The organism is Pelagibacterium xiamenense (assembly GCF_021166475.1).
Taxonomy (GTDB): domain Bacteria; phylum Pseudomonadota; class Alphaproteobacteria; order Rhizobiales; family Devosiaceae; genus Pelagibacterium; species Pelagibacterium xiamenense.
The window spans coordinates 95,997-111,852 of record NZ_JAJOYS010000001.1 but is presented as its reverse complement, the minus strand read 5'-3'; the positions used below and the strand labels follow the sequence as shown (position 1 = coordinate 111,852).

Annotated in this window: 19 protein-coding genes; 15 read left to right on the top strand and 4 right to left on the bottom strand. The window is 63.9% G+C overall.

Going from position 1 to position 15,856, the window contains the following annotated elements; genetic code table 11:
- Position 1: 1 nt before the first annotated feature.
- From LSG43_RS00555 to LSG43_RS00540, 4 genes are all read left to right on the top strand, one after another.
- A complete protein-coding gene (locus LSG43_RS00555; protein WP_231800348.1) occupies positions 2 to 793 on the top strand; it encodes an anti-sigma factor family protein in 792 nt (263 codons plus the stop codon).
- Positions 794 to 825: 32 nt separating this feature from the next.
- Positions 826 to 2,241: a protein adenylyltransferase SelO family protein gene (locus tag LSG43_RS00550; protein ID WP_231800347.1), complete on the top strand. Its 1,416-nt coding sequence runs from the start codon at positions 826 to 828 to the stop codon at positions 2,239 to 2,241.
- Positions 2,242 to 2,341: 100 nt separating this feature from the next.
- Entirely contained in the window at positions 2,342 to 3,082 is a 741-nt protein-coding gene (locus LSG43_RS00545) for a DUF1223 domain-containing protein (RefSeq protein WP_231800346.1), read from the top strand.
- Positions 3,083 to 3,398: 316 nt separating this feature from the next.
- Complete coding sequence (locus LSG43_RS00540) at positions 3,399 to 3,809, top strand: DUF2794 domain-containing protein (protein WP_231800345.1); 411 nt, start codon at positions 3,399 to 3,401, stop codon at positions 3,807 to 3,809.
- Positions 3,810 to 3,892: 83 nt separating this feature from the next.
- Here the strand turns inward: LSG43_RS00540 and LSG43_RS00535 are convergent, their stop codons facing one another.
- Positions 3,893 to 4,666: a Bax inhibitor-1/YccA family protein gene (locus LSG43_RS00535; RefSeq protein WP_231800344.1), complete on the bottom strand. Its 774-nt coding sequence runs from the start codon at positions 4,664 to 4,666 to the stop codon at positions 3,893 to 3,895.
- 270 nt (positions 4,667 to 4,936) lie between these two features.
- Between LSG43_RS00535 and thpR the strand changes: the two genes are divergently transcribed.
- The 6 genes from thpR to LSG43_RS00505 all read left to right on the top strand — a co-directional run bounded on the left by thpR (position 4,937) and on the right by LSG43_RS00505 (position 8,968).
- Complete coding sequence (gene thpR / locus LSG43_RS00530) at positions 4,937 to 5,476, top strand: RNA 2',3'-cyclic phosphodiesterase (RefSeq protein WP_231800343.1); 540 nt, start codon at positions 4,937 to 4,939, stop codon at positions 5,474 to 5,476.
- Positions 5,477 to 5,702: 226 nt separating this feature from the next.
- Entirely contained in the window at positions 5,703 to 6,230 is a 528-nt protein-coding gene (locus LSG43_RS00525; protein ID WP_231800342.1) for an invasion associated locus B family protein, read from the top strand.
- Positions 6,231 to 6,318: 88 nt separating this feature from the next.
- The gene (locus tag LSG43_RS00520) at positions 6,319 to 6,831 is read left to right on the top strand and encodes an invasion associated locus B family protein (protein WP_231800341.1); all 513 of its coding nucleotides are present in this window, start codon (positions 6,319 to 6,321) and stop codon (positions 6,829 to 6,831) included.
- Between the two features lie 108 nt (positions 6,832 to 6,939).
- A complete protein-coding gene (rlmN, locus tag LSG43_RS00515) occupies positions 6,940 to 8,139 on the top strand; it encodes a dual-specificity RNA methyltransferase RlmN (protein WP_439651984.1) in 1,200 nt (399 codons plus the stop codon).
- Positions 8,140 to 8,526, top strand: a complete 387-nt coding sequence (locus tag LSG43_RS00510) for a restriction endonuclease (RefSeq protein ID WP_231800340.1) — start codon at positions 8,140 to 8,142, stop codon at positions 8,524 to 8,526. It abuts the gene before it with no gap.
- A gap of 10 nt (positions 8,527 to 8,536) precedes the next feature.
- Positions 8,537 to 8,968: a GNAT family N-acetyltransferase gene (locus LSG43_RS00505; RefSeq protein WP_231800339.1), complete on the top strand. Its 432-nt coding sequence runs from the start codon at positions 8,537 to 8,539 to the stop codon at positions 8,966 to 8,968.
- On the opposite strand, the gene LSG43_RS00500 is transcribed toward LSG43_RS00505, so the two are convergent.
- Complete coding sequence (locus LSG43_RS00500) at positions 8,965 to 9,135, bottom strand: YqaE/Pmp3 family membrane protein (RefSeq protein WP_231800338.1); 171 nt, start codon at positions 9,133 to 9,135, stop codon at positions 8,965 to 8,967. The two genes, LSG43_RS00505 and LSG43_RS00500, sit on opposite strands and share 4 nt — an antisense overlap.
- Positions 9,136 to 9,206: 71 nt before the next feature.
- On the bottom strand, positions 9,207 to 9,854 hold the full coding sequence (locus LSG43_RS00495) for a LysE family translocator (RefSeq protein ID WP_231800337.1): 648 nt from the start codon (positions 9,852 to 9,854) through the stop codon (positions 9,207 to 9,209).
- 165 nt (positions 9,855 to 10,019) lie between these two features.
- On the opposite strand from LSG43_RS00495, the gene LSG43_RS00490 reads away from it, so the two are divergent.
- The 5 genes from LSG43_RS00490 (at position 10,020) to LSG43_RS00470 (ending at position 14,868) form a co-directional block, all read left to right on the top strand.
- Positions 10,020 to 11,243: an argininosuccinate synthase gene (locus tag LSG43_RS00490; protein WP_231800336.1), complete on the top strand. Its 1,224-nt coding sequence runs from the start codon at positions 10,020 to 10,022 to the stop codon at positions 11,241 to 11,243.
- A gap of 120 nt (positions 11,244 to 11,363) precedes the next feature.
- Positions 11,364 to 11,975 (top strand): RNA polymerase sigma factor, encoded by a 612-nt coding sequence (locus LSG43_RS00485; RefSeq protein WP_231800335.1) that lies wholly within the window; start codon positions 11,364 to 11,366, stop codon positions 11,973 to 11,975.
- Positions 11,976 to 11,999: 24 nt separating this feature from the next.
- Positions 12,000 to 12,383, top strand: coding sequence for a VOC family protein (locus LSG43_RS00480; protein WP_231800334.1), 384 nt, complete (start codon positions 12,000 to 12,002; stop codon positions 12,381 to 12,383).
- A gap of 204 nt (positions 12,384 to 12,587) precedes the next feature.
- A complete protein-coding gene (typA, locus tag LSG43_RS00475; RefSeq protein WP_231800333.1) occupies positions 12,588 to 14,408 on the top strand; it encodes a translational GTPase TypA in 1,821 nt (606 codons plus the stop codon).
- Between the two features lie 154 nt (positions 14,409 to 14,562).
- Positions 14,563 to 14,868, top strand: a complete 306-nt coding sequence (locus LSG43_RS00470; protein ID WP_231800332.1) for an ATP-dependent Clp protease adaptor ClpS — start codon at positions 14,563 to 14,565, stop codon at positions 14,866 to 14,868.
- A gap of 75 nt (positions 14,869 to 14,943) precedes the next feature.
- Here LSG43_RS00470 and LSG43_RS00465 read toward each other — a convergent pair whose 3' ends face one another.
- The gene (locus LSG43_RS00465; protein ID WP_231800331.1) at positions 14,944 to 15,726 is read right to left on the bottom strand and encodes an MBL fold metallo-hydrolase; all 783 of its coding nucleotides are present in this window, start codon (positions 15,724 to 15,726) and stop codon (positions 14,944 to 14,946) included.
- Between the last annotated feature and the right edge of the window lie 130 nt (positions 15,727 to 15,856).

The window sequence follows — 15,856 nt, the reverse complement described above, 5'->3', positions numbered from 1 at the left end:
GATGACGGACAGGGACCATATCGATATCACAGAGGACGATCTGCACGCCTATCTCGACGGGCAGCTCGATCCCGCGCGCCGTCTCGCCGTCGCAAAGCATCTTGAATCCCATCCCGCTCTGATGGCCGAGGTCGAGGATTGGCGCGCCAATGATGACGCGCTGCGCGGGGCCTTCGCGCCGTATGCGACCGGCGATGGGGTGGATCTGCCCGAGCCTGGCCCTGTGCAGCGGCGCGTCCCGGCGGGGGTTTTGATGGCAGCCGGGCTCGCATTCGCCTTCCTTCTGGGCGGTGGGGCAGGCTATCTTCTCAACGATGCGGTCGTGACCGAAACGACGCCGTCCGGGTTCAGCCTCGCGGACGGGGAATGGCTCGCGCGGGAGGCCAGCGACGTTTATTTGACCTATGTCCGCGAAGTGCGCCATCCGGTCGAAGTCGGCGCGGAGGAGCAGGATCATCTCGTGAGTTGGCTGGGCAACCGGATCGACAAGCCGTTTACGGCGCCTGAACTCGAAGCGCTGGGGTTTGCGCTCGTTGGCGGGCGGCTCCTGCCCATCGGCGGGGTGCCGGGCGCGATGCTGATGTACGAGAATGCGCAGGGAGACCGCGCCACCATTCTTCTGGCGCGCAATATCGGGGCCCGGGATACGGCGTTCCAGTTCTCGCACGGGGACGGGGTCAATACGTTCCGCTGGGTCGACGGACCCGTGGCCTACGCGATTTCGGGCTTTCTCGACCGGCCCCAACTCGAAGCACTATCGCGGGCGGTTTACGATCATTTCGAAAGCACTTAGGCTCCCCGGCGCGCCAATAGCCAGGATCGCCAGTGCCTCAAGCCAAGTTCGAAACCGTCCATGCCGGGCTCGGGCCCGATTTCTTCGATCCCGTCGAAGCGGCCGATTTCCCCAGGACCGTCCTGCGCTACCGCAACCGGCGCTGGGCGGAACGCGTGGGCCTTGGCGGGCTTTCCGACGAAGACTGGATCGCGCGGTTCGGGTGGTTCGAACCGTTTGAGGGGAGCTTCAGGACCCCGCTCGCGCTGCGCTATCACGGGCATCAGTTCCAGGTCTACAACCCCGACCTCGGCGACGGGCGCGGCTTTTTGTTCGCGCAATTGCGCGACCTCGAGGACGGGCGGCTGCTCGATCTGGGGACCAAGGGGTCGGGTACGACGCCATGGTCGCGCGGCGGCGACGGGCGGCTGACCCTGAAGGGCGGGGTGCGCGAGGTGCTCGCGACCGAAATGCTCGAGGCGCTCGGGGTCGATACGTCCAAGAGTTTCTCTCTGATCGAAACGGGTGAATCCCTGATGCGCAACGACGAACCGTCGCCTACGCGATCCTCGGTGCTCGTGCGGCTGTCGCATTCCCATATCCGGATCGGCACGTTCCAGCGTCTTGCCTACCTCGAGGACACGGAGAATATCCGGCGCCTCGTCGATCATGCGATCGCCCACTATTATCCCCATCTCGGTGATCTGGCCGAGGCGCAAAAAGTGCCGGCCTTTCTGGGCGCGGTCTGCGAGGCCGTGGCCAAAACCGGCGCGCGGATGATCGCGGCGGGGTTCGTTCATGGCGTCCTAAACTCTGACAACATCAACATCACCGGTGAAGCCTTCGACTATGGCCCGTGGCGGTTCCTCGACCGTTACGAGGCCGGGTTCACGGCGGCCTATTTCGACCAGGGCGGGCTCTACGCCTTCGGGCGCCAGCCCGACGCGCTGGCGTGGAACCTCACGCGGCTCGCAGAGTGTCTCGTGCCCCTGAGCGACATCCCCAAGCTCGAACCGGCGCTCAACCGCTTCTGGCCGGCCTTTCAGCGGGGGCTGGCGCTGGCGGTGCTCGAGCGGCTGGCGCTCGTACCGGCGGGGGAAGATCAGGATGCCGAATTCACGGCAGCGCTTTTCAAGTTCCTGGGCGCGATCAATCCGCCGTTCGAGCAGGTCATTTTCGATCTGCGCGGCGGGGCGGATGCCGAGCGGCTCGGTGCCAGCCCCGCAGCTTCGGCTTATGCGGCGGCGGAATTCGAGCCTGTCAGGGCGGCGCTTTCGAACTACCAAGCGCGGCCCGGAGCGCGGGCGCATCCCTATTTCGACCGCGCCCGGCCGCGCACGATGGTGATCGAGGAGATGGAAGCGCTCTGGGCGCCGATCGCGGACAAGGACGACTGGTCGGCGTTCGAGGCGGCGCTCGAAGAGATCGCGGAATTGCGGGCTGCCTATGCCGGGCCGGCGGACCGGTGAAGCCCTTGTTGAAGAGTGGGCAATTTCTTAACCCGCGGCCTGCGAGGTTTCACCGCGATTTGACTGGCCCGTGCTTCATCCATTGCTTAGAACATTGCCCATGATCGCGCCCCGCCCCATTCTCACGCTTGTCGCAGCGTTATGGACCGCCTTTGCCGCGCCGATGGCGGCGGGGATGGAATTGCGGTCGGCGCCGGTCGCGGTCGTCGAACTTTTTACCAGCCAGGGCTGCTCGTCATGCCCGCCCGCCGATGCCCTGCTGGCGCGGCTGGGGGAGCGCGAGGACGTCGTCGTGCTCGCCTACCATGTCGACTACTGGGACTATATCGGCTGGGAGGATACCTTCGCCAGCCCGGCCCATACCGAACTGCAGCGCGCCTATGCCCTGAGCTGGGGCAAAAATCGCGTCTATACGCCGCAAATGGTGGTCAACGGCGCCCATGGGCTGCCGGGGAGCCATGAGGACGAGGTGCTGAACCTCGTTGGTCAATCGCAGCTTCCGGTCGCGATCGATCTCGAGATGACCGGCGAGGGCGTCGTTACCGCCTCGGCGGGGCCGAACGCGGCGGGCGGCGAGGCCATCGTCTGGCTCGTCACCTACAAGTCCGGCGCGACCGTCGACGTCGAACGCGGCGAGAATTCGGGCCGCGCGCTCAGCTATTCCCATATCGTCACCGGCCGCCAGCCGATCGGGATGTGGTCGCGCGAGACGGGCATGGAAATCAACATTCCGTGCGCCGAAGCGCTGGGCACCGAAAATGACGGCGCGGCGATCCTTATCCAGGAAAAGAACGGGGACCTGCCGGGCGCCGTGATCGGCGCGGCGGCATTCGAGATCTGAGCAGCCACGATCCCGCCAGAGGATATGAAAAACCCTCCGCCCGGCGCGGGGGCGAAGGGTCTTTGGCAATTGGAGGTCATGCTTCCTGAAATCAGGTTCCCTCAGGGGGAAGAGGGGGGCCGACCGACCAGGGTCAAGGTTTGGGGGCTCGGTGAACCTGGTGGCCGGCCACTGGAGGCAATAATGCAACGCTAAATGCGCAATGGGGCGCGAGCGCGGACAGATTGTGGCTCAATTTCGAAGTTTTAGCGGAGATTTCTGGCCGAATGGACCAGTGCCAAGCGCGGGGTTGCACTTGGGGGCGAACGCGGCAATCATGGTTCGTGACATTGCCATGACGACGAGGGGCACGGGCTTGAACGAATTTGTGAGTGCAGGCGGTCTTGCCGGATACGATGGCACAAAGACCGGACACCCCGGCCGGGGCACGGGTGTCGTGAGTTTCGACCGGCGCGAACTGGCGCTCATTCTCAACGTTTACGGCAAGAAGGTTTCCGCAGGAGAGTGGCGGGATTACGCGCTCGACATGCTGCGCGAGCGGGCGCTGTTTTCGATCTATCAGCGCGCCTCCGAGCGTCCGCTCTATGTGGTGGAAAAGAACCCCAAACTGGCGCGCAAGCAGGGCCAGTACATGGTCTTTGGCACCGACGGGCGGGTTTTGAAGCGCGGGCACGACCTTGCCAATGTCTTGAAGGTGCTCGATCCGCATCTTTACGTCGTGCGGTGACCGGACGGCGGCATCGGGGACAAGCAAAAAGGCCGCGGATATCCTCCGCGGCCTTTTTGTTTTCGCTGTCTGATCTGCTTGCGTTATTCGCGGTTGCCGAACAGGCGCAGCAGCATCAGGAAGAGGTTGATGAAGTCGAGGTACAGCGACAGCGCGCCCATGATGGCGAGCTTGCCGAGGCTTTCGTGGCCCATGCCCTCGACATAGGCTTCCTTGATCTTCTGGGTGTCGTAGGCGGTGAGACCCACGAAGATCAGCACGCCGATCGCGGAAATCGCGAAGTCGAGCATGCCGCTCTGAAGGAACATGTTCACCACCATGGCGATGACGAGGCCGATCAGGCCCATCATCAGGAAGGAGCCCATGCCCGTCAGGTCGCGCTTGGTGGTGTAGCCGTAAAGGCTCATCGAGCCGAACATTGCGGCGGTGATGAAGAACACCTTGGCGATCGAGGCGTCGGTATAGACCAGGAAGATCGAAGAGAGCGACAGGCCCATCACCGCGGCGAAACCCCAGTAAACCATCTGGGCGGCGGAGAAGGAGAGTTTGTTGATGCCGAAGCTCAGGACCAGCACGAAAGCGAGCGGGGAGAGCGCGACGACCCACATCAGCGGCGTTGTATAAAGGAGCACGCCCCACTGGGTGAGAAGAGTGCCGTCCTGAAGCTGCGCGGCGGCGGCCGAAGGGTCGGCGGTCACGGCCATCTGGCTTGCAAAGAAGGCGAGCACGCCGGTCACCACAAGACCGATGCCCATGTAGTTGTAGACGCGCAGCATGTGTGCGCGCAGGCCCTCGTCTATGGCGGCGGCCGTGCCTACGCGACCGGCGTTGACGGTCTGACGGTCGTATTCTGCCATTTTTCGTTCCATCCTCATGAAAATGTAGCGTCCAGGTGCCGACAATGCGCACCGGTTGGGTGGTAATATGGAGACGAGGGGCTGAAATTACAAGCGAAAGCGGGCCGCCGCACGCGTGTTCAGCGTTTTGACACGCCGAAAGGCTAAAGCTGTGTTACGTTTTGATTCGGAAGGCGTCTGCGGGTCCGCTTGCGCGGGCCGGCAGACGGCCCGGTCAGTCCGGCATCGCCTGGGTTACGGGGCGGTGCCACAGCCAAACGGGGGTGCGTCATGCCCAGGCTTTTTACCGGCCTCGAAATTCCTTCCGACATCGGTTTTTCGCTTTCTTTGAAGCGCGGCGGGGTCCCCGGGGCCCGCTGGATCGATCCGGCCAACTACCATATCACCCTGCGCTACATCGGCGACGTCGATCACCGGACCGCCGATGAGGTGGACGACATCCTGGCGCGGTTCGCCTATGCCGAACCCTTTGCGCTCACGATCGATCATCTGGGCGTTTTCGGCGGCAACAAGCCGCGCGCGCTTTATGCGGGGCTGGCGCCGAGCGAGGCGCTCAATCGCCTGCAGGCGAGCCACGAGCGGATGCTGCAAAGGGTGGGTCTGGTGCCGGACGGGCGCAAGTTCGTGCCGCATGTGACGCTTGCGCGTCTCAAGGATACCCAGCCCGAAGACCTCGCCCATCACCTCTCGCAGACTGGCCGGTTCCCGCCCCTGAGCTTCACGGTCGAACATTTCGTCCTGTTTTCAAGCAAGGAGTCGGTTGGGGGCGGGCCTTATGTCGTCGAGCAGGATTATCCGCTGGCCGCGTAGCGCTTTCACCGCGACGTGAGTGTGCGTTCAGCCCGTGTTCAGCGTCGGGGGCTTACTTGCATCGAGGTGAGCGGGAGTTAAGCCCAATTGGTGCCAAATTTATTTCCCTTTATCGCAAATCGGGTCGGGCCTGGGCGTTTCTTTGCTCCTTGGTAACCATAACGGTGCACACTCTCGCACCGGCAAAAGACATTGTTTCGTATCGAGTAGAAGGAAGGGTTTGGCGATGACGTCAAGGATCGGCCGTTCATTGGGCCGTATTTTGGCTGGGGCGCTTGCCGCCACGAGTGTCGGCCTTTATGCCGGCGGTGCGTTGGGGGCGGAAAGCCTGGGTGTGTTCGACTATTGGACGGCGTGGACCGACAGCGACGACAGCGGCAAGATCTGCTACGTTTCGGCGACCCCGCAGTCCAGCGAGCCCACCAATGTGAACCGGGGCCCCATTCATTTTCTCGTGACCATCAGGCCCACGAACCGCAACGAGGTCGCGACCATCGTGGGGTATCCCATCCACGAGACCAATCCCAACGCGTCGGCAAGCGTCGACGGGCGGTCCTATCCGATGGTGACCCAGGGCGAATCGGCTTGGCTGGCCTCGATCGAGGACGAGCCGGGTTTCGTCGAAGCGATGAAGGCCGGGGCAACGCTGATCGTGCGTGCGACATCGCAGCGCGGCACCAATACGGTTGACACCTATTCGCTCGTCGGGATCACCGCGGCGCTCAACCGTGCCGCCGAGGAGTGCCCGCGATAGGCTGTCGGCTTGCCTTGGCCCGAAGAGTTTGGCAAAGGTCGGACGCTTTTTCCGGCCTTTGTTTTTGATTTCGAACACTGGGTGAACCATGTCGATGCGGCGCGTGCTCTTGCTCCTTACGGTGATGGTCTGCGCCGGGATGGCGCCTCTTGGCGCAGCCGCGCAGTCGGTGCGGGTTCTGGGCGATCACAATGCGTGGTCGGCCTATGCGACCACCGAAAGCGCGGGGCAGATCTGTTTCATTCTCGCCAGGCCGTCGTCGACCGAGCCGACGCCCGAGGGGTACACCGAGGGCTATTTCTACATCACCCACCGGCCCAGCGCAGGGATCCGCTCGGAGATCAACCTCGTGGCGGGGTATGATTTTGCGCCCGACAGCCAGGCGGTGATGCGGGTTGGCGGGCAGGAATTTCCCATGTTCACGCAGGCGGATGCGGCCTGGCTGGCGGACCCGTCGCAAACCCAGGCGGCCACCGCGGCGATCCGCGCGGGATCGACCATGACCGTCGAGGGCACGAGCCTGAGGGGCATCAAGGTCACCCAGACCTTCTCGCTCTCGGGCGCGACCGCAGCCTCGCGGGAGATCGACAACGCGTGTTAGCGGCTTTGCGCGGGCGCGTCCCTGTGCTATGGAAGCGCCGCGCTTGACGCTGGCGTAAGCGGCGCGCACTGTCCAATTCCCAAAACCAGACCCGGAGCGAGAGGCACGATGAGCCTTGCGCTAGACATCGATCATTCCTCCGCGCCCCGTCCCGCACCGAGCGGGCGGATGCCGCTTGTCGGGCTTTCGAAGGCCGAGATCGCGGGCAAACTCGGCGAAATGGGGCTTTCCGAGCGCGACCAGCGCATGCGTGCCAGCCAGCTCTGGAACTGGGTCTATGTCAACGGCGCCGCCGATTTCGACCGCATGGCGAATATCTCCAAGGGTCTGCGCGCCGAGTTGAGGGACGTTTTCGACCTCACGCGGCCCGAGATCGTCTCGGAACAGGTGTCCAACGACGGCACGCGGAAATGGCTCTTCCGGTTCCGCGACCCCGCGCATCCCAATATGCCGCCGGTCGAGGTCGAAACCGTCTATATCCCGGAATCCGACCGTGGCACGCTGTGCGTCTCCTCGCAGGTGGGGTGCACGCTCACCTGCTCGTTCTGCCATACCGGCACGCAGAAGCTCGTGCGTAATCTGACGGCGGGAGAAATCCTCGCCCAGGTGATGATGGCGCGCGAAAGGCTTGGGGATTTCCCCGGCGGGGTCAGACCCACAGACGGGCTGGTGCCGGCGGGGGAAACCCGCGCGATCACCAATATCGTCATGATGGGGATGGGCGAGCCGCTCTATAATTACGACAACGTCAAGAAGGCCTTGCTGATCGCTTCGGACGGGGCGGGGCTTTCGATCTCCAAGCGCAGGATCACGCTCTCGACGTCCGGGGTGGTGCCCAAGATCGCGCCGACGGGCGACGAGATCGGGGTGATGCTCGCGATTTCGCTCCATGCTGTGCGCGACGATCTGCGCGATGTGCTCGTGCCGATCAACAAGAAATGGCCGCTCGAAGAGCTGCTGGAAGCCTGCCGGACCTATCCGGGCGTCTCGAACGCCAAGCGCATCACCTTCGAATATGTGATGCTCAAGGACATCAACGACAGCGACGCCGACGCCAAGGAACTGGTGCGGCTCTTGGCGAAAATCCCCGCCAAGATCAACCTCATCCCGTTCAACCCCTGGCCGGGGTCGAATTACCAGTGCTCGGACTGGGACCGGATCGAGAGCTTCGCCGACATCGTCAACCGCGCGGGCTATGCGTCGCCGGTGCGCACGCCGCGGGGGCGGGACATTCTTGCGGCCTGCGGGCAGCTGAAAAGCGAAACCGAGCGGCTCAAGAAAAAAGACCGCGACGCGTTCATGCTTTAGATGGCCCGGCCTTCGGCAAAGAAAATCGAACGGGCCACGGCCCTCATCGAAGCCGAAGAAGAGAGGCGTGAAGACCAGGTTTGTCCCCTGTGTGGGCGGCCCATTCCGTCCGAGGCCAAATCGAGCCGGCACCACCTGACGCCGCGGTTGAAGGGCGGCGCGCGCATGGGCACGGTGCGCCTGCACCAGATTTGCCACTCCGCCATTCACGCCCGGTTTTCGGAGGCGGAGATCGCGCGGCGGCTTTCAGATATCGGGGCCTTGAGGGCCGATCCAGAGATCGCGAAATTCATCGCGTGGGTCAAAACCAAGCCGCCGGGGTTTCACGCGCCGACCCGGATGACGCGGAAGCGCCGGGCGGCAAAGAGCGCGCGGCGCGCAGGTTAGGGACGGGCCGGTGAGTGTCGAGATCAGACTTCTGGGGCAGGACGACCTGCCGCTCCTTCTGAGCGCGGGACCCGACGTTTTCGACAACCCGATCGATCCCGAACTTGCGCGGGCCTATCTCGCCAATCGGGATTACCTCATCGTCCTCGCGGTGGAGGACGGTGCCGTCGTGGGCATGGCGTCGGGGCTTTTCTACATACACCCCGACAAGCCGCGTGAGTTCTTCATCAACGAGGTTGGCGTTGCAGAAAGCCATCAGCGGCGGGGGATCGGTAAAGCGGTGCTTTCGGCGCTGATCGATGCGGCAAAGGCCGGCGGCGCCCGCTATGCGTGGCTTGGCACCGAAACCGACAACCACCCCGCGCGGGCGCTCTATCGCAGCCTTGGCGGACGTGAGGAAATCATGGCGTTGTACGACTTCGACCTTTCGGACGACCGCTAGCCCTTCTTTGCGATGATCCAGATCGCATGGATCAGCCCGGGGATATAGCCCAGAAGCGTGAGGAGAATGTTGAGCCAGAAGTGCAGTCCGAAACCGACCTGGAGAAAGACGCCCAGCGGCGGAATGAGGACCGAGAATACAATGCGGATGAAATCGCCAAACGACATGAAAATGTGCCTCTGAAACAGGTTTGCCTACGCCAGAGCAACGGTCGAAGCGCGGCGCGGTTCCCTGCGGGTCAGTGGCGGGCCTGGGCGGTGAGGATGGTCGCCGCAAAGCCGGCGAATACTGCGGCGAAGCTCCAGTTGAGGGCCTTTTGCACCGCCTCGCTCTTCATCAGCGTTTCGGTGAGCCAGCGCGCGCCGAATACGATGGCGATGACGATGGGCAGCGAGACGATGACGAATTCGAGGCCGAAAAAGACGAGCTTGGCGCTGGCCGCGGGGTCTCCGGGGGAGACAAATTGGGGCAGGAAGGTTACGAAAAAGAGCGCGATCTTGGGGTTGGTGAGGTTGATCCCGAGCCCGGTCAGGTAGCTCGATTTGAGCGTGGGCACTTTCGCTCCCGGCTTGGAAAGCCGCAGGCCGGCGCCCGAGCGGACCGCCTGGATGGCGAGCCAGATGAGATAGCCGGCGCCGGCGATCTTGAGCGCCATAAAGGCGGCGGGGGCGGTGAGGATCAGGATCGAGATGCCGAACGCCACAAGCATGGTGTGGACCGCAATGCCGGTCAGCGCGCCGAGGACTGTCGCAAAGCCGTGCCGGGTCCCGTAATTGACAGTGCGCGAAATGAACAGCGCCATGTCCGGGCCCGGTGTGATCGCGAGCACGATGGCCGCGAGGCCAAAGGCGAGAATGATCGTCAGATCGGGCAAGAAGTCCGGCATGGTGGAAGTCTCCTGGGTGCGGCGCTGCTATGTTGATCGAAATCGCGCCACCGTCCACCTGAAAATGACGCTTTTGCGGCGCCGAGTTGCCAGCGCGCGCGCGATCTGCTTAGTGTCGCCCCGCATCAATCGCGGACGCTGTCCAAGGAAAGAAAAGCGTACACAATGGGCAAAGACATCAAAAAGGTCGTGCTGGGCTATTCGGGCGGCCTCGATACCTCGGTCATCCTCAAATGGCTGCGCAATACCTATGATTGCGAGGTCGTTACCTTCACAGCCGACCTCGGCCAGGGCGACGAGCTCGAAGAGGCGCGCCGCAAGGCCGAACTCGTGGGTATCAAGGAGATCTATATCGAGGATCTGCGCGAGGAGTTCGTGCGCGATTTCGTCTTCCCCATGTTCCGCGCCAACGCGGTCTATGAAGGCGTTTATCTCCTGGGCACCTCCATCGCCCGGCCGCTGATCGCCAAGCGCATGGTCGAGATCGCCGAGAAGACCGGTGCGGACGCCATCGCGCATGGCGCGACGGGCAAGGGCAACGATCAGGTGCGGTTCGAACTCTGCGCCTATGCGCTCAACCCCTCGATCCGCGTCATCGCGCCCTGGCGCGAATGGGACCTTCAAAGCCGCACCAAGCTCATCGAATACGCCGAGCTCAACCAGATCCCGGTGCCCAAGGACAAGCGCGGCGAGGCGCCGTTCTCGGTCGATGCGAACCTTCTGCACACCTCGTCCGAGGGCAAGGTGCTCGAGGATCCTGCGCAGGAAGCGCCGGACTACGTCTACCAGCGCACTGTCGATCCCGAGAAGGCGCCCGATACGCCCGAAACGGTCACCATCGGGTTCGAAAAGGGCGACGGGGTTTCGGTCAATGGCGAAACGCTCTCCCCGGCGGCCTTCCTTGAAAAGCTCAATGAACTTGGCGGCAAGCACGGCGTCGGGCGGCTCGACCTGGTCGAGAACCGTTTCGTGGGCATGAAAAGCCGCGGCATTTACGAGACGCCGGGCGGCACGATCCTCCTGGCGGCGCATCGGGGGATCGAATCGATCACGCTCGACCGCGGCGCGGCGCATCTTAAAGACGAGATCATGCCGCGCTATGCCGAACTCATCTATAACGGGTTCTGGTACGCGCCCGAGCGCGAGATGCTGCAGGCCCTGATCGACAAGAGCCAGGAGTTCGTCACCGGTGAGGTGACGGTCAAGCTCTACAAGGGCTCGGTGCAGGTCGTGGGGCGCTCCTCGCCCTATTCGCTTTATTCGGAAGACCTCGTCACCTTCGAGGAAGGCACCGGCACCTACGATCACCACGACGCCGAGGGCTTCATCAAGCTCAACGGGCTGCGCTTGAAGACCTATGGCGCGCGCAAGCTCAGAACCGGCGCCTAAAAAGCCGCGACCGACAGGAAAGCCCGGGCGACCGGGCTTTTCGTTGGGCGCTTGCCCTTCGACAAGCCTGCGCGCGGACGCTAGAGTCTGCTCAACGCTAACGTGGGGCGGCCCCCATCCATGGACCAATCGCGTCACTACCGCACCCTTTTGGGCACCGCCCGGCGCTATGCGCGGCGGGTCGAGGAGGCCGAGGACATCGTCCAGGAGGTGATTCTCGCGGCGATCCGCGCCGGGCGCGGGGATATCGCATCGCCCGCCAACCGGCGCTGGATGGCCGGTGCTGTTCGCAAGCGTGCCGCGTTCGACGCGCGCAGTGCCGCCCGCCGACAGCAGCGCGAGGCGCAATGGCAGGACGGGCAGGAGCCAGAAGCCGCCAGGAACGGTGAACAGCTGGCCGCGCTTTTGTGCGATCTGCCGCGATCCCTGCGCGTCGTTGCGGCTCTGGCGCTATCGGGGCACAGCCGGCGCGAGATCGCCTATCTGCTCGAAATCTCCGACGCGGCGCTGCGCCAGCGCGTGGTGGCGCTCAAAAAGGTGCTGGCCGGGCGCGGGGTCGCAATGCCCGAGGGACTGCCCGGGCTCAGTCTCGATCTGGCATACGGGCAGATCCGGGAGGGCCTCGCCTCCTATCTGCGCCGTGGGGGGACCTTTGCGACCCACGACCCGGACGGGCATTTTTTCGTCATCCGCCGCTCACAAAACCCCCAAGCGCGGCAACAAGGGTTGTAAGCAAACGCCAAGGAGGCAATCGAGATGCTACCCAAACCCCACCGCGCTTCGGTCGTTTATTACGTCGCCGACATCAAGCGCACGGAAACCTTCTACAACGACGTGCTGGGCCTGGGCCTCGTCCGGCAGGAGGGCGCCGAGCCTTTCTGGCTCTCGGGATCGCTCGACCAGGGGCTCGAGATCATCTTTTTCGAAATGGAAGGCAAGCGCGGCAACACCCCGGCGCTTATCTTCGACATCACCGAGGGCGGGATCGACGACATCGTCGCCGCGCTCTCGGAAAAGGGTGTCACCATCGTCACCCCGGTCGAGGAAGCGCCCGGCGGCTGGAGCGCCGATTTTCTGGACCCGGATGGCTTTGGCCTGGGGCTCTGGCAGGCCGAAGACAAGCCGCGATCGCTGAAATAGCCCTTCGGGGCGCCGGACGAAACGGCTCCGGCGCCCCGCGCATGGCTCGAATGCGCCGTTTTTCCTTGTCCGCGCGGCCGTGCTGGGGTATGGGCTGGCGCAACGCCCAATTCCGAAATCATCGGCGCACGCCAAACGCCCCCGTTGGTCCATCCCACGAGAGGGGTTCCGCTTTGGGTGCGCCACAACGCTAGCGGCCCATTCATGACCCTGCGCAATATCGCGATCATCGCCCACGTCGACCATGGCAAGACCACGCTTATCGACGTCCTCCTGCGCCAGTCCGGCACCTTCCGGGACAACCAGCGCGTCGACGAACGCGTGATGGACAGCAACGACCTCGAAAAGGAGCGCGGCATCACCATCCTCGCCAAGGTGACCTCGCTCAACTGGAAGGACACGCGCATCAACATCGTCGATACGCCGGGTCACGCCGATTTCGGCGGCGAGGTCGAGCGCATCCTGTCGATGGTGGATGGCGCGGTGATCCTCGTCGATGCCGCCGAAGGCCCGATGCCGCAGACCAAGTTCGTGCTTTCGAAGGCCTTGGCGCTGGGGCTCCGGCCCATCGTTGCCATCAACAAGATCGACAAGCCCGAAGAGCGGCACAACGAGGTTCTCGACGAGATTTTCGATCTCTTCGTTTCGCTCGACGCCAGTCCCGAACAGCTCGACTTCCCGGTGCTCTACGGCTCGGCCAAGCAGGGCTGGATGGCCGAGGAGCCGCAGGGCCCCAGGGATACCGTCGGGCCGCTCCTCGACAAGGTCGTCGAGCATTTCTCCGAACCCCGGGTCGAAGACGGGCCGTTCCGCATGCTGGTGACCACAATCGAGCGCAATCCGTTCCTCGGGCGTATCCTGACCGGCCGCATCGTTTCGGGCTCGGTCAAGCCCGGCGATTCCGTCCACGCGCTCGGCCGCGATGGCAAGACCGTCGAAAAGGGCCGTATCTCCAAGGTCCTGGGTTTCCGCGGGCTTGAACGCGAGCCCATCGAAGAGGGCACCGCGGGCGACATCGTCGCGCTGGCCGGGCTCGAAACCGCCACCGTGGCCAACACCATCGCCGTTCCCTCGGTCACCGAGCCGCTCGAGGCCAAGCCCATCGATCCGCCGACGATCTCGGTCACCTTCCGCATCAATGACGGTCCGCTGGCGGGCCGGGAAGGCGACAAGGTGCAGTCGCGCGTCATCCGCGAGCGTCTGATGCGCGAGGCCGAGGGCAATATCGCGATCCGGATCACGCCGGGCGACGACAACGATTCCTTCGACGTCGCGGGCCGGGGCGAATTGCAGCTCGGCGTGCTCATCGAAACCATGCGCCGCGAGGGGTTCGAATTGTGCCTCGGGCGTCCCAAGGTCTTGTTCCGTGAGGAGAACGGGCAGAAGCTCGAGCCGATCGAGGAAGTCATCATCGACGTGGACGACGAATACGCTTCGACGGTGGTGCAAAAGCTCACCGAGCGGCGCGGCGATCTCGTCGAGATGCGCCCCTCGGGCACCGGGCGTACCCGCGTGCGGCTGCACGTGCCCACGCGCGGATTGATCGGCTATCAGGCCGAGCTCCTGTCCGACACGCGCGGCACGGCGGTCTTCAACCGCGTGTTCCACGAATATGCGCCCTTCAAGGGTCCGCTGCCCACGCGCCGCACGGGCGTTCTGATTTCCAACGGCACGGGCAGTTCGGTCGCCTATGCGCTTTTCAACCTCGAAGATCGCGGGCCGATGCTGATCGAGGCCGGGGTCGACGTTTATGAGGGCATGATCGTGGGTGAGCACAACCGCGAGAACGACCTCGAGGTGAACGTCTTGAAGGGCAAGCAATTGACCAATATCCGCACGACGTCCAAGGACGAGGCGGTACGGCTCACCCCGCCCAAGCGGCTGAGCCTCGAGCAGGCGCTGAGCTATATCGCGGATGACGAATACGTCGAAGTCACCCCGCAATCGGTGCGCCTGCGCAAGATCCATCTCGATCCGCACGACCGCAAGCGGGCCATGCGCGCCGCGCAGGCCGAAGCTGGCTAGGCGGCGGGTGACGGCCGGACCCGTGCCTTACGGCGCGGTTCAAACCCAAATTTGATCGCGTGGCGCACCGGTCCTGTGGCCAGTGCGGTCTGGCCGCGCTATAGTGGTTTTGTCTCACGCGGAACCCCGCAGGCTTTTTGATGGAGCCGGACGAATGAGCGACACATCCACCGAAAAAAGCACAAAAACGATCACCAAGCCGGAAAAGCCGCGGTTGCACAAGGTGATCCTGGTCAATGACGATTTCACTCCGCGTGAGTTCGTCGTGACGGTCCTCAAGAAGGTCTTCGCGCTCACCGAAGACGAGGCCTATGCGCGGATGATGACCGCGCATACCCACGGGGTTTGCACCATCGCGGTCTATACCCGCGAGGTTGCCGAAACCAAGGCCGAAGACGCCATAGAAGCCGGCCAACGCGCGGGCTTCCCCCTGATGGTGACGACCGAGCCGGAGGAATAGGCCCGCGTCAGCGCCGCCGATACCCCTTACCATCCTCCTTGCGAGAGGGCGGACATGAGGGGCTGGCGACCCGGGTTACGCGTCCTCGTACCATGGCCCCCTGACCACCTCGGTTTCTACGTTCTCCCCGCCCAGAAGGTCCTCGAACAGGTCGAGGTCGCTGCCCCTGTAGTGATAGGGGTAGACGACCGCCGGAGCGAAAGCGCCGACGCCGGAGGCGGCCTGGGCCTCGTCCATGGTGTAGGGGAGGTTCATCGGCACGAAGGCGATGTCGATATTCTCGAGCGCCCGCATTTCGGGGATGTCCTCGGTGTCCCCGGCGATATAGACGCGCGTGTCGCCGATGGTGAGCACATAGCCGTTGTCCCGGCCCTGGGGGTGGTATTGGAGCCGGTCCTCGGTGGTGTTGTAGGCGGGGATGGCATCAATACCGATGTCACCGAAGCTCGTGCTTTCGCCATTGCCGATCGCTTCGGCCTGGGCGGCGAGCGCTTCGGGGAGCATGTCGAAGACCGCCGGGTTGGCGACGATGCGCGTGTCCGGGCCGATCAGCGAGCTGAGCGTATCCGGATCGTAATGGTCCCCGTGCTCGTGCGTGACGAGGATGAGGTCGGGAGGCGGATGGCCCTCGTAAAGCGCCGCGCCACCGACCGGATCGGCATAGATCACAGCGGACGGGGTGGTCAGGACGAGCGAGGCGTGAGAGATCGGGGAGACGGTCAGCGTGCCGTCGTCGGTTTCGTATGTGTCCCCCATGGTGTTTTGCGTAAAGGCGATGCGCGGCATGACGGCCGAAAGCCCTAGCCCCGCCAGCGTGGTCGCGCCCAAGCGGAGCGTGGTGCGTCTGGAAAGCGTCATAGAAGTCCCTCCGTGCGAATTCGATTGATCGCGCCAGGAATGCCCCTCCGGCGCCTTGGCGCAACGTCCTGCGCGGCCGTTCGATGCGTGCGGCGCGATCACCTTTGCGTTAGCGGGCGGGACGCCGCGC

What these genes read in the sequence shown, in the direction of transcription:
- LSG43_RS00520 (WP_231800341.1), top strand. Translation starts at nt 6,319, where the DNA reads ATGTCGATGCGGCGCGTGCTCTTGCTCCTTACGGTGATGGTCTGCGCC.
- LSG43_RS00465 (WP_231800331.1), bottom strand. Translation starts at nt 15,726, where the DNA reads ATGACGCTTTCCAGACGCACCACGCTCCGCTTGGGCGCGACCACGCTG.
- typA (WP_231800333.1), top strand. Translation starts at nt 12,588, where the DNA reads ATGACCCTGCGCAATATCGCGATCATCGCCCACGTCGACCATGGCAAG.
- LSG43_RS00535 (WP_231800344.1), bottom strand. Translation starts at nt 4,666, where the DNA reads ATGGCAGAATACGACCGTCAGACCGTCAACGCCGGTCGCGTAGGCACG.
- thpR (WP_231800343.1), top strand. Translation starts at nt 4,937, where the DNA reads ATGCCCAGGCTTTTTACCGGCCTCGAAATTCCTTCCGACATCGGTTTT.
- LSG43_RS00495 (WP_231800337.1), bottom strand. Translation starts at nt 9,854, where the DNA reads ATGCCGGACTTCTTGCCCGATCTGACGATCATTCTCGCCTTTGGCCTC.
- LSG43_RS00540 (WP_231800345.1), top strand. Translation starts at nt 3,399, where the DNA reads ATGGTTCGTGACATTGCCATGACGACGAGGGGCACGGGCTTGAACGAA.
- LSG43_RS00525 (WP_231800342.1), top strand. Translation starts at nt 5,703, where the DNA reads ATGACGTCAAGGATCGGCCGTTCATTGGGCCGTATTTTGGCTGGGGCG.
- LSG43_RS00555 (WP_231800348.1), top strand. Translation starts at nt 2, where the DNA reads ATGACGGACAGGGACCATATCGATATCACAGAGGACGATCTGCACGCC.
- LSG43_RS00470 (WP_231800332.1), top strand. Translation starts at nt 14,563, where the DNA reads ATGAGCGACACATCCACCGAAAAAAGCACAAAAACGATCACCAAGCCG.
- LSG43_RS00510 (WP_231800340.1), top strand. Translation starts at nt 8,140, where the DNA reads ATGGCCCGGCCTTCGGCAAAGAAAATCGAACGGGCCACGGCCCTCATC.
- LSG43_RS00485 (WP_231800335.1), top strand. Translation starts at nt 11,364, where the DNA reads ATGGACCAATCGCGTCACTACCGCACCCTTTTGGGCACCGCCCGGCGC.
- LSG43_RS00500 (WP_231800338.1), bottom strand. Translation starts at nt 9,135, where the DNA reads ATGTCGTTTGGCGATTTCATCCGCATTGTATTCTCGGTCCTCATTCCG.
- LSG43_RS00490 (WP_231800336.1), top strand. Translation starts at nt 10,020, where the DNA reads ATGGGCAAAGACATCAAAAAGGTCGTGCTGGGCTATTCGGGCGGCCTC.
- LSG43_RS00545 (WP_231800346.1), top strand. Translation starts at nt 2,342, where the DNA reads ATGATCGCGCCCCGCCCCATTCTCACGCTTGTCGCAGCGTTATGGACC.
- rlmN (WP_439651984.1), top strand. Translation starts at nt 6,940, where the DNA reads ATGAGCCTTGCGCTAGACATCGATCATTCCTCCGCGCCCCGTCCCGCA.
- LSG43_RS00480 (WP_231800334.1), top strand. Translation starts at nt 12,000, where the DNA reads ATGCTACCCAAACCCCACCGCGCTTCGGTCGTTTATTACGTCGCCGAC.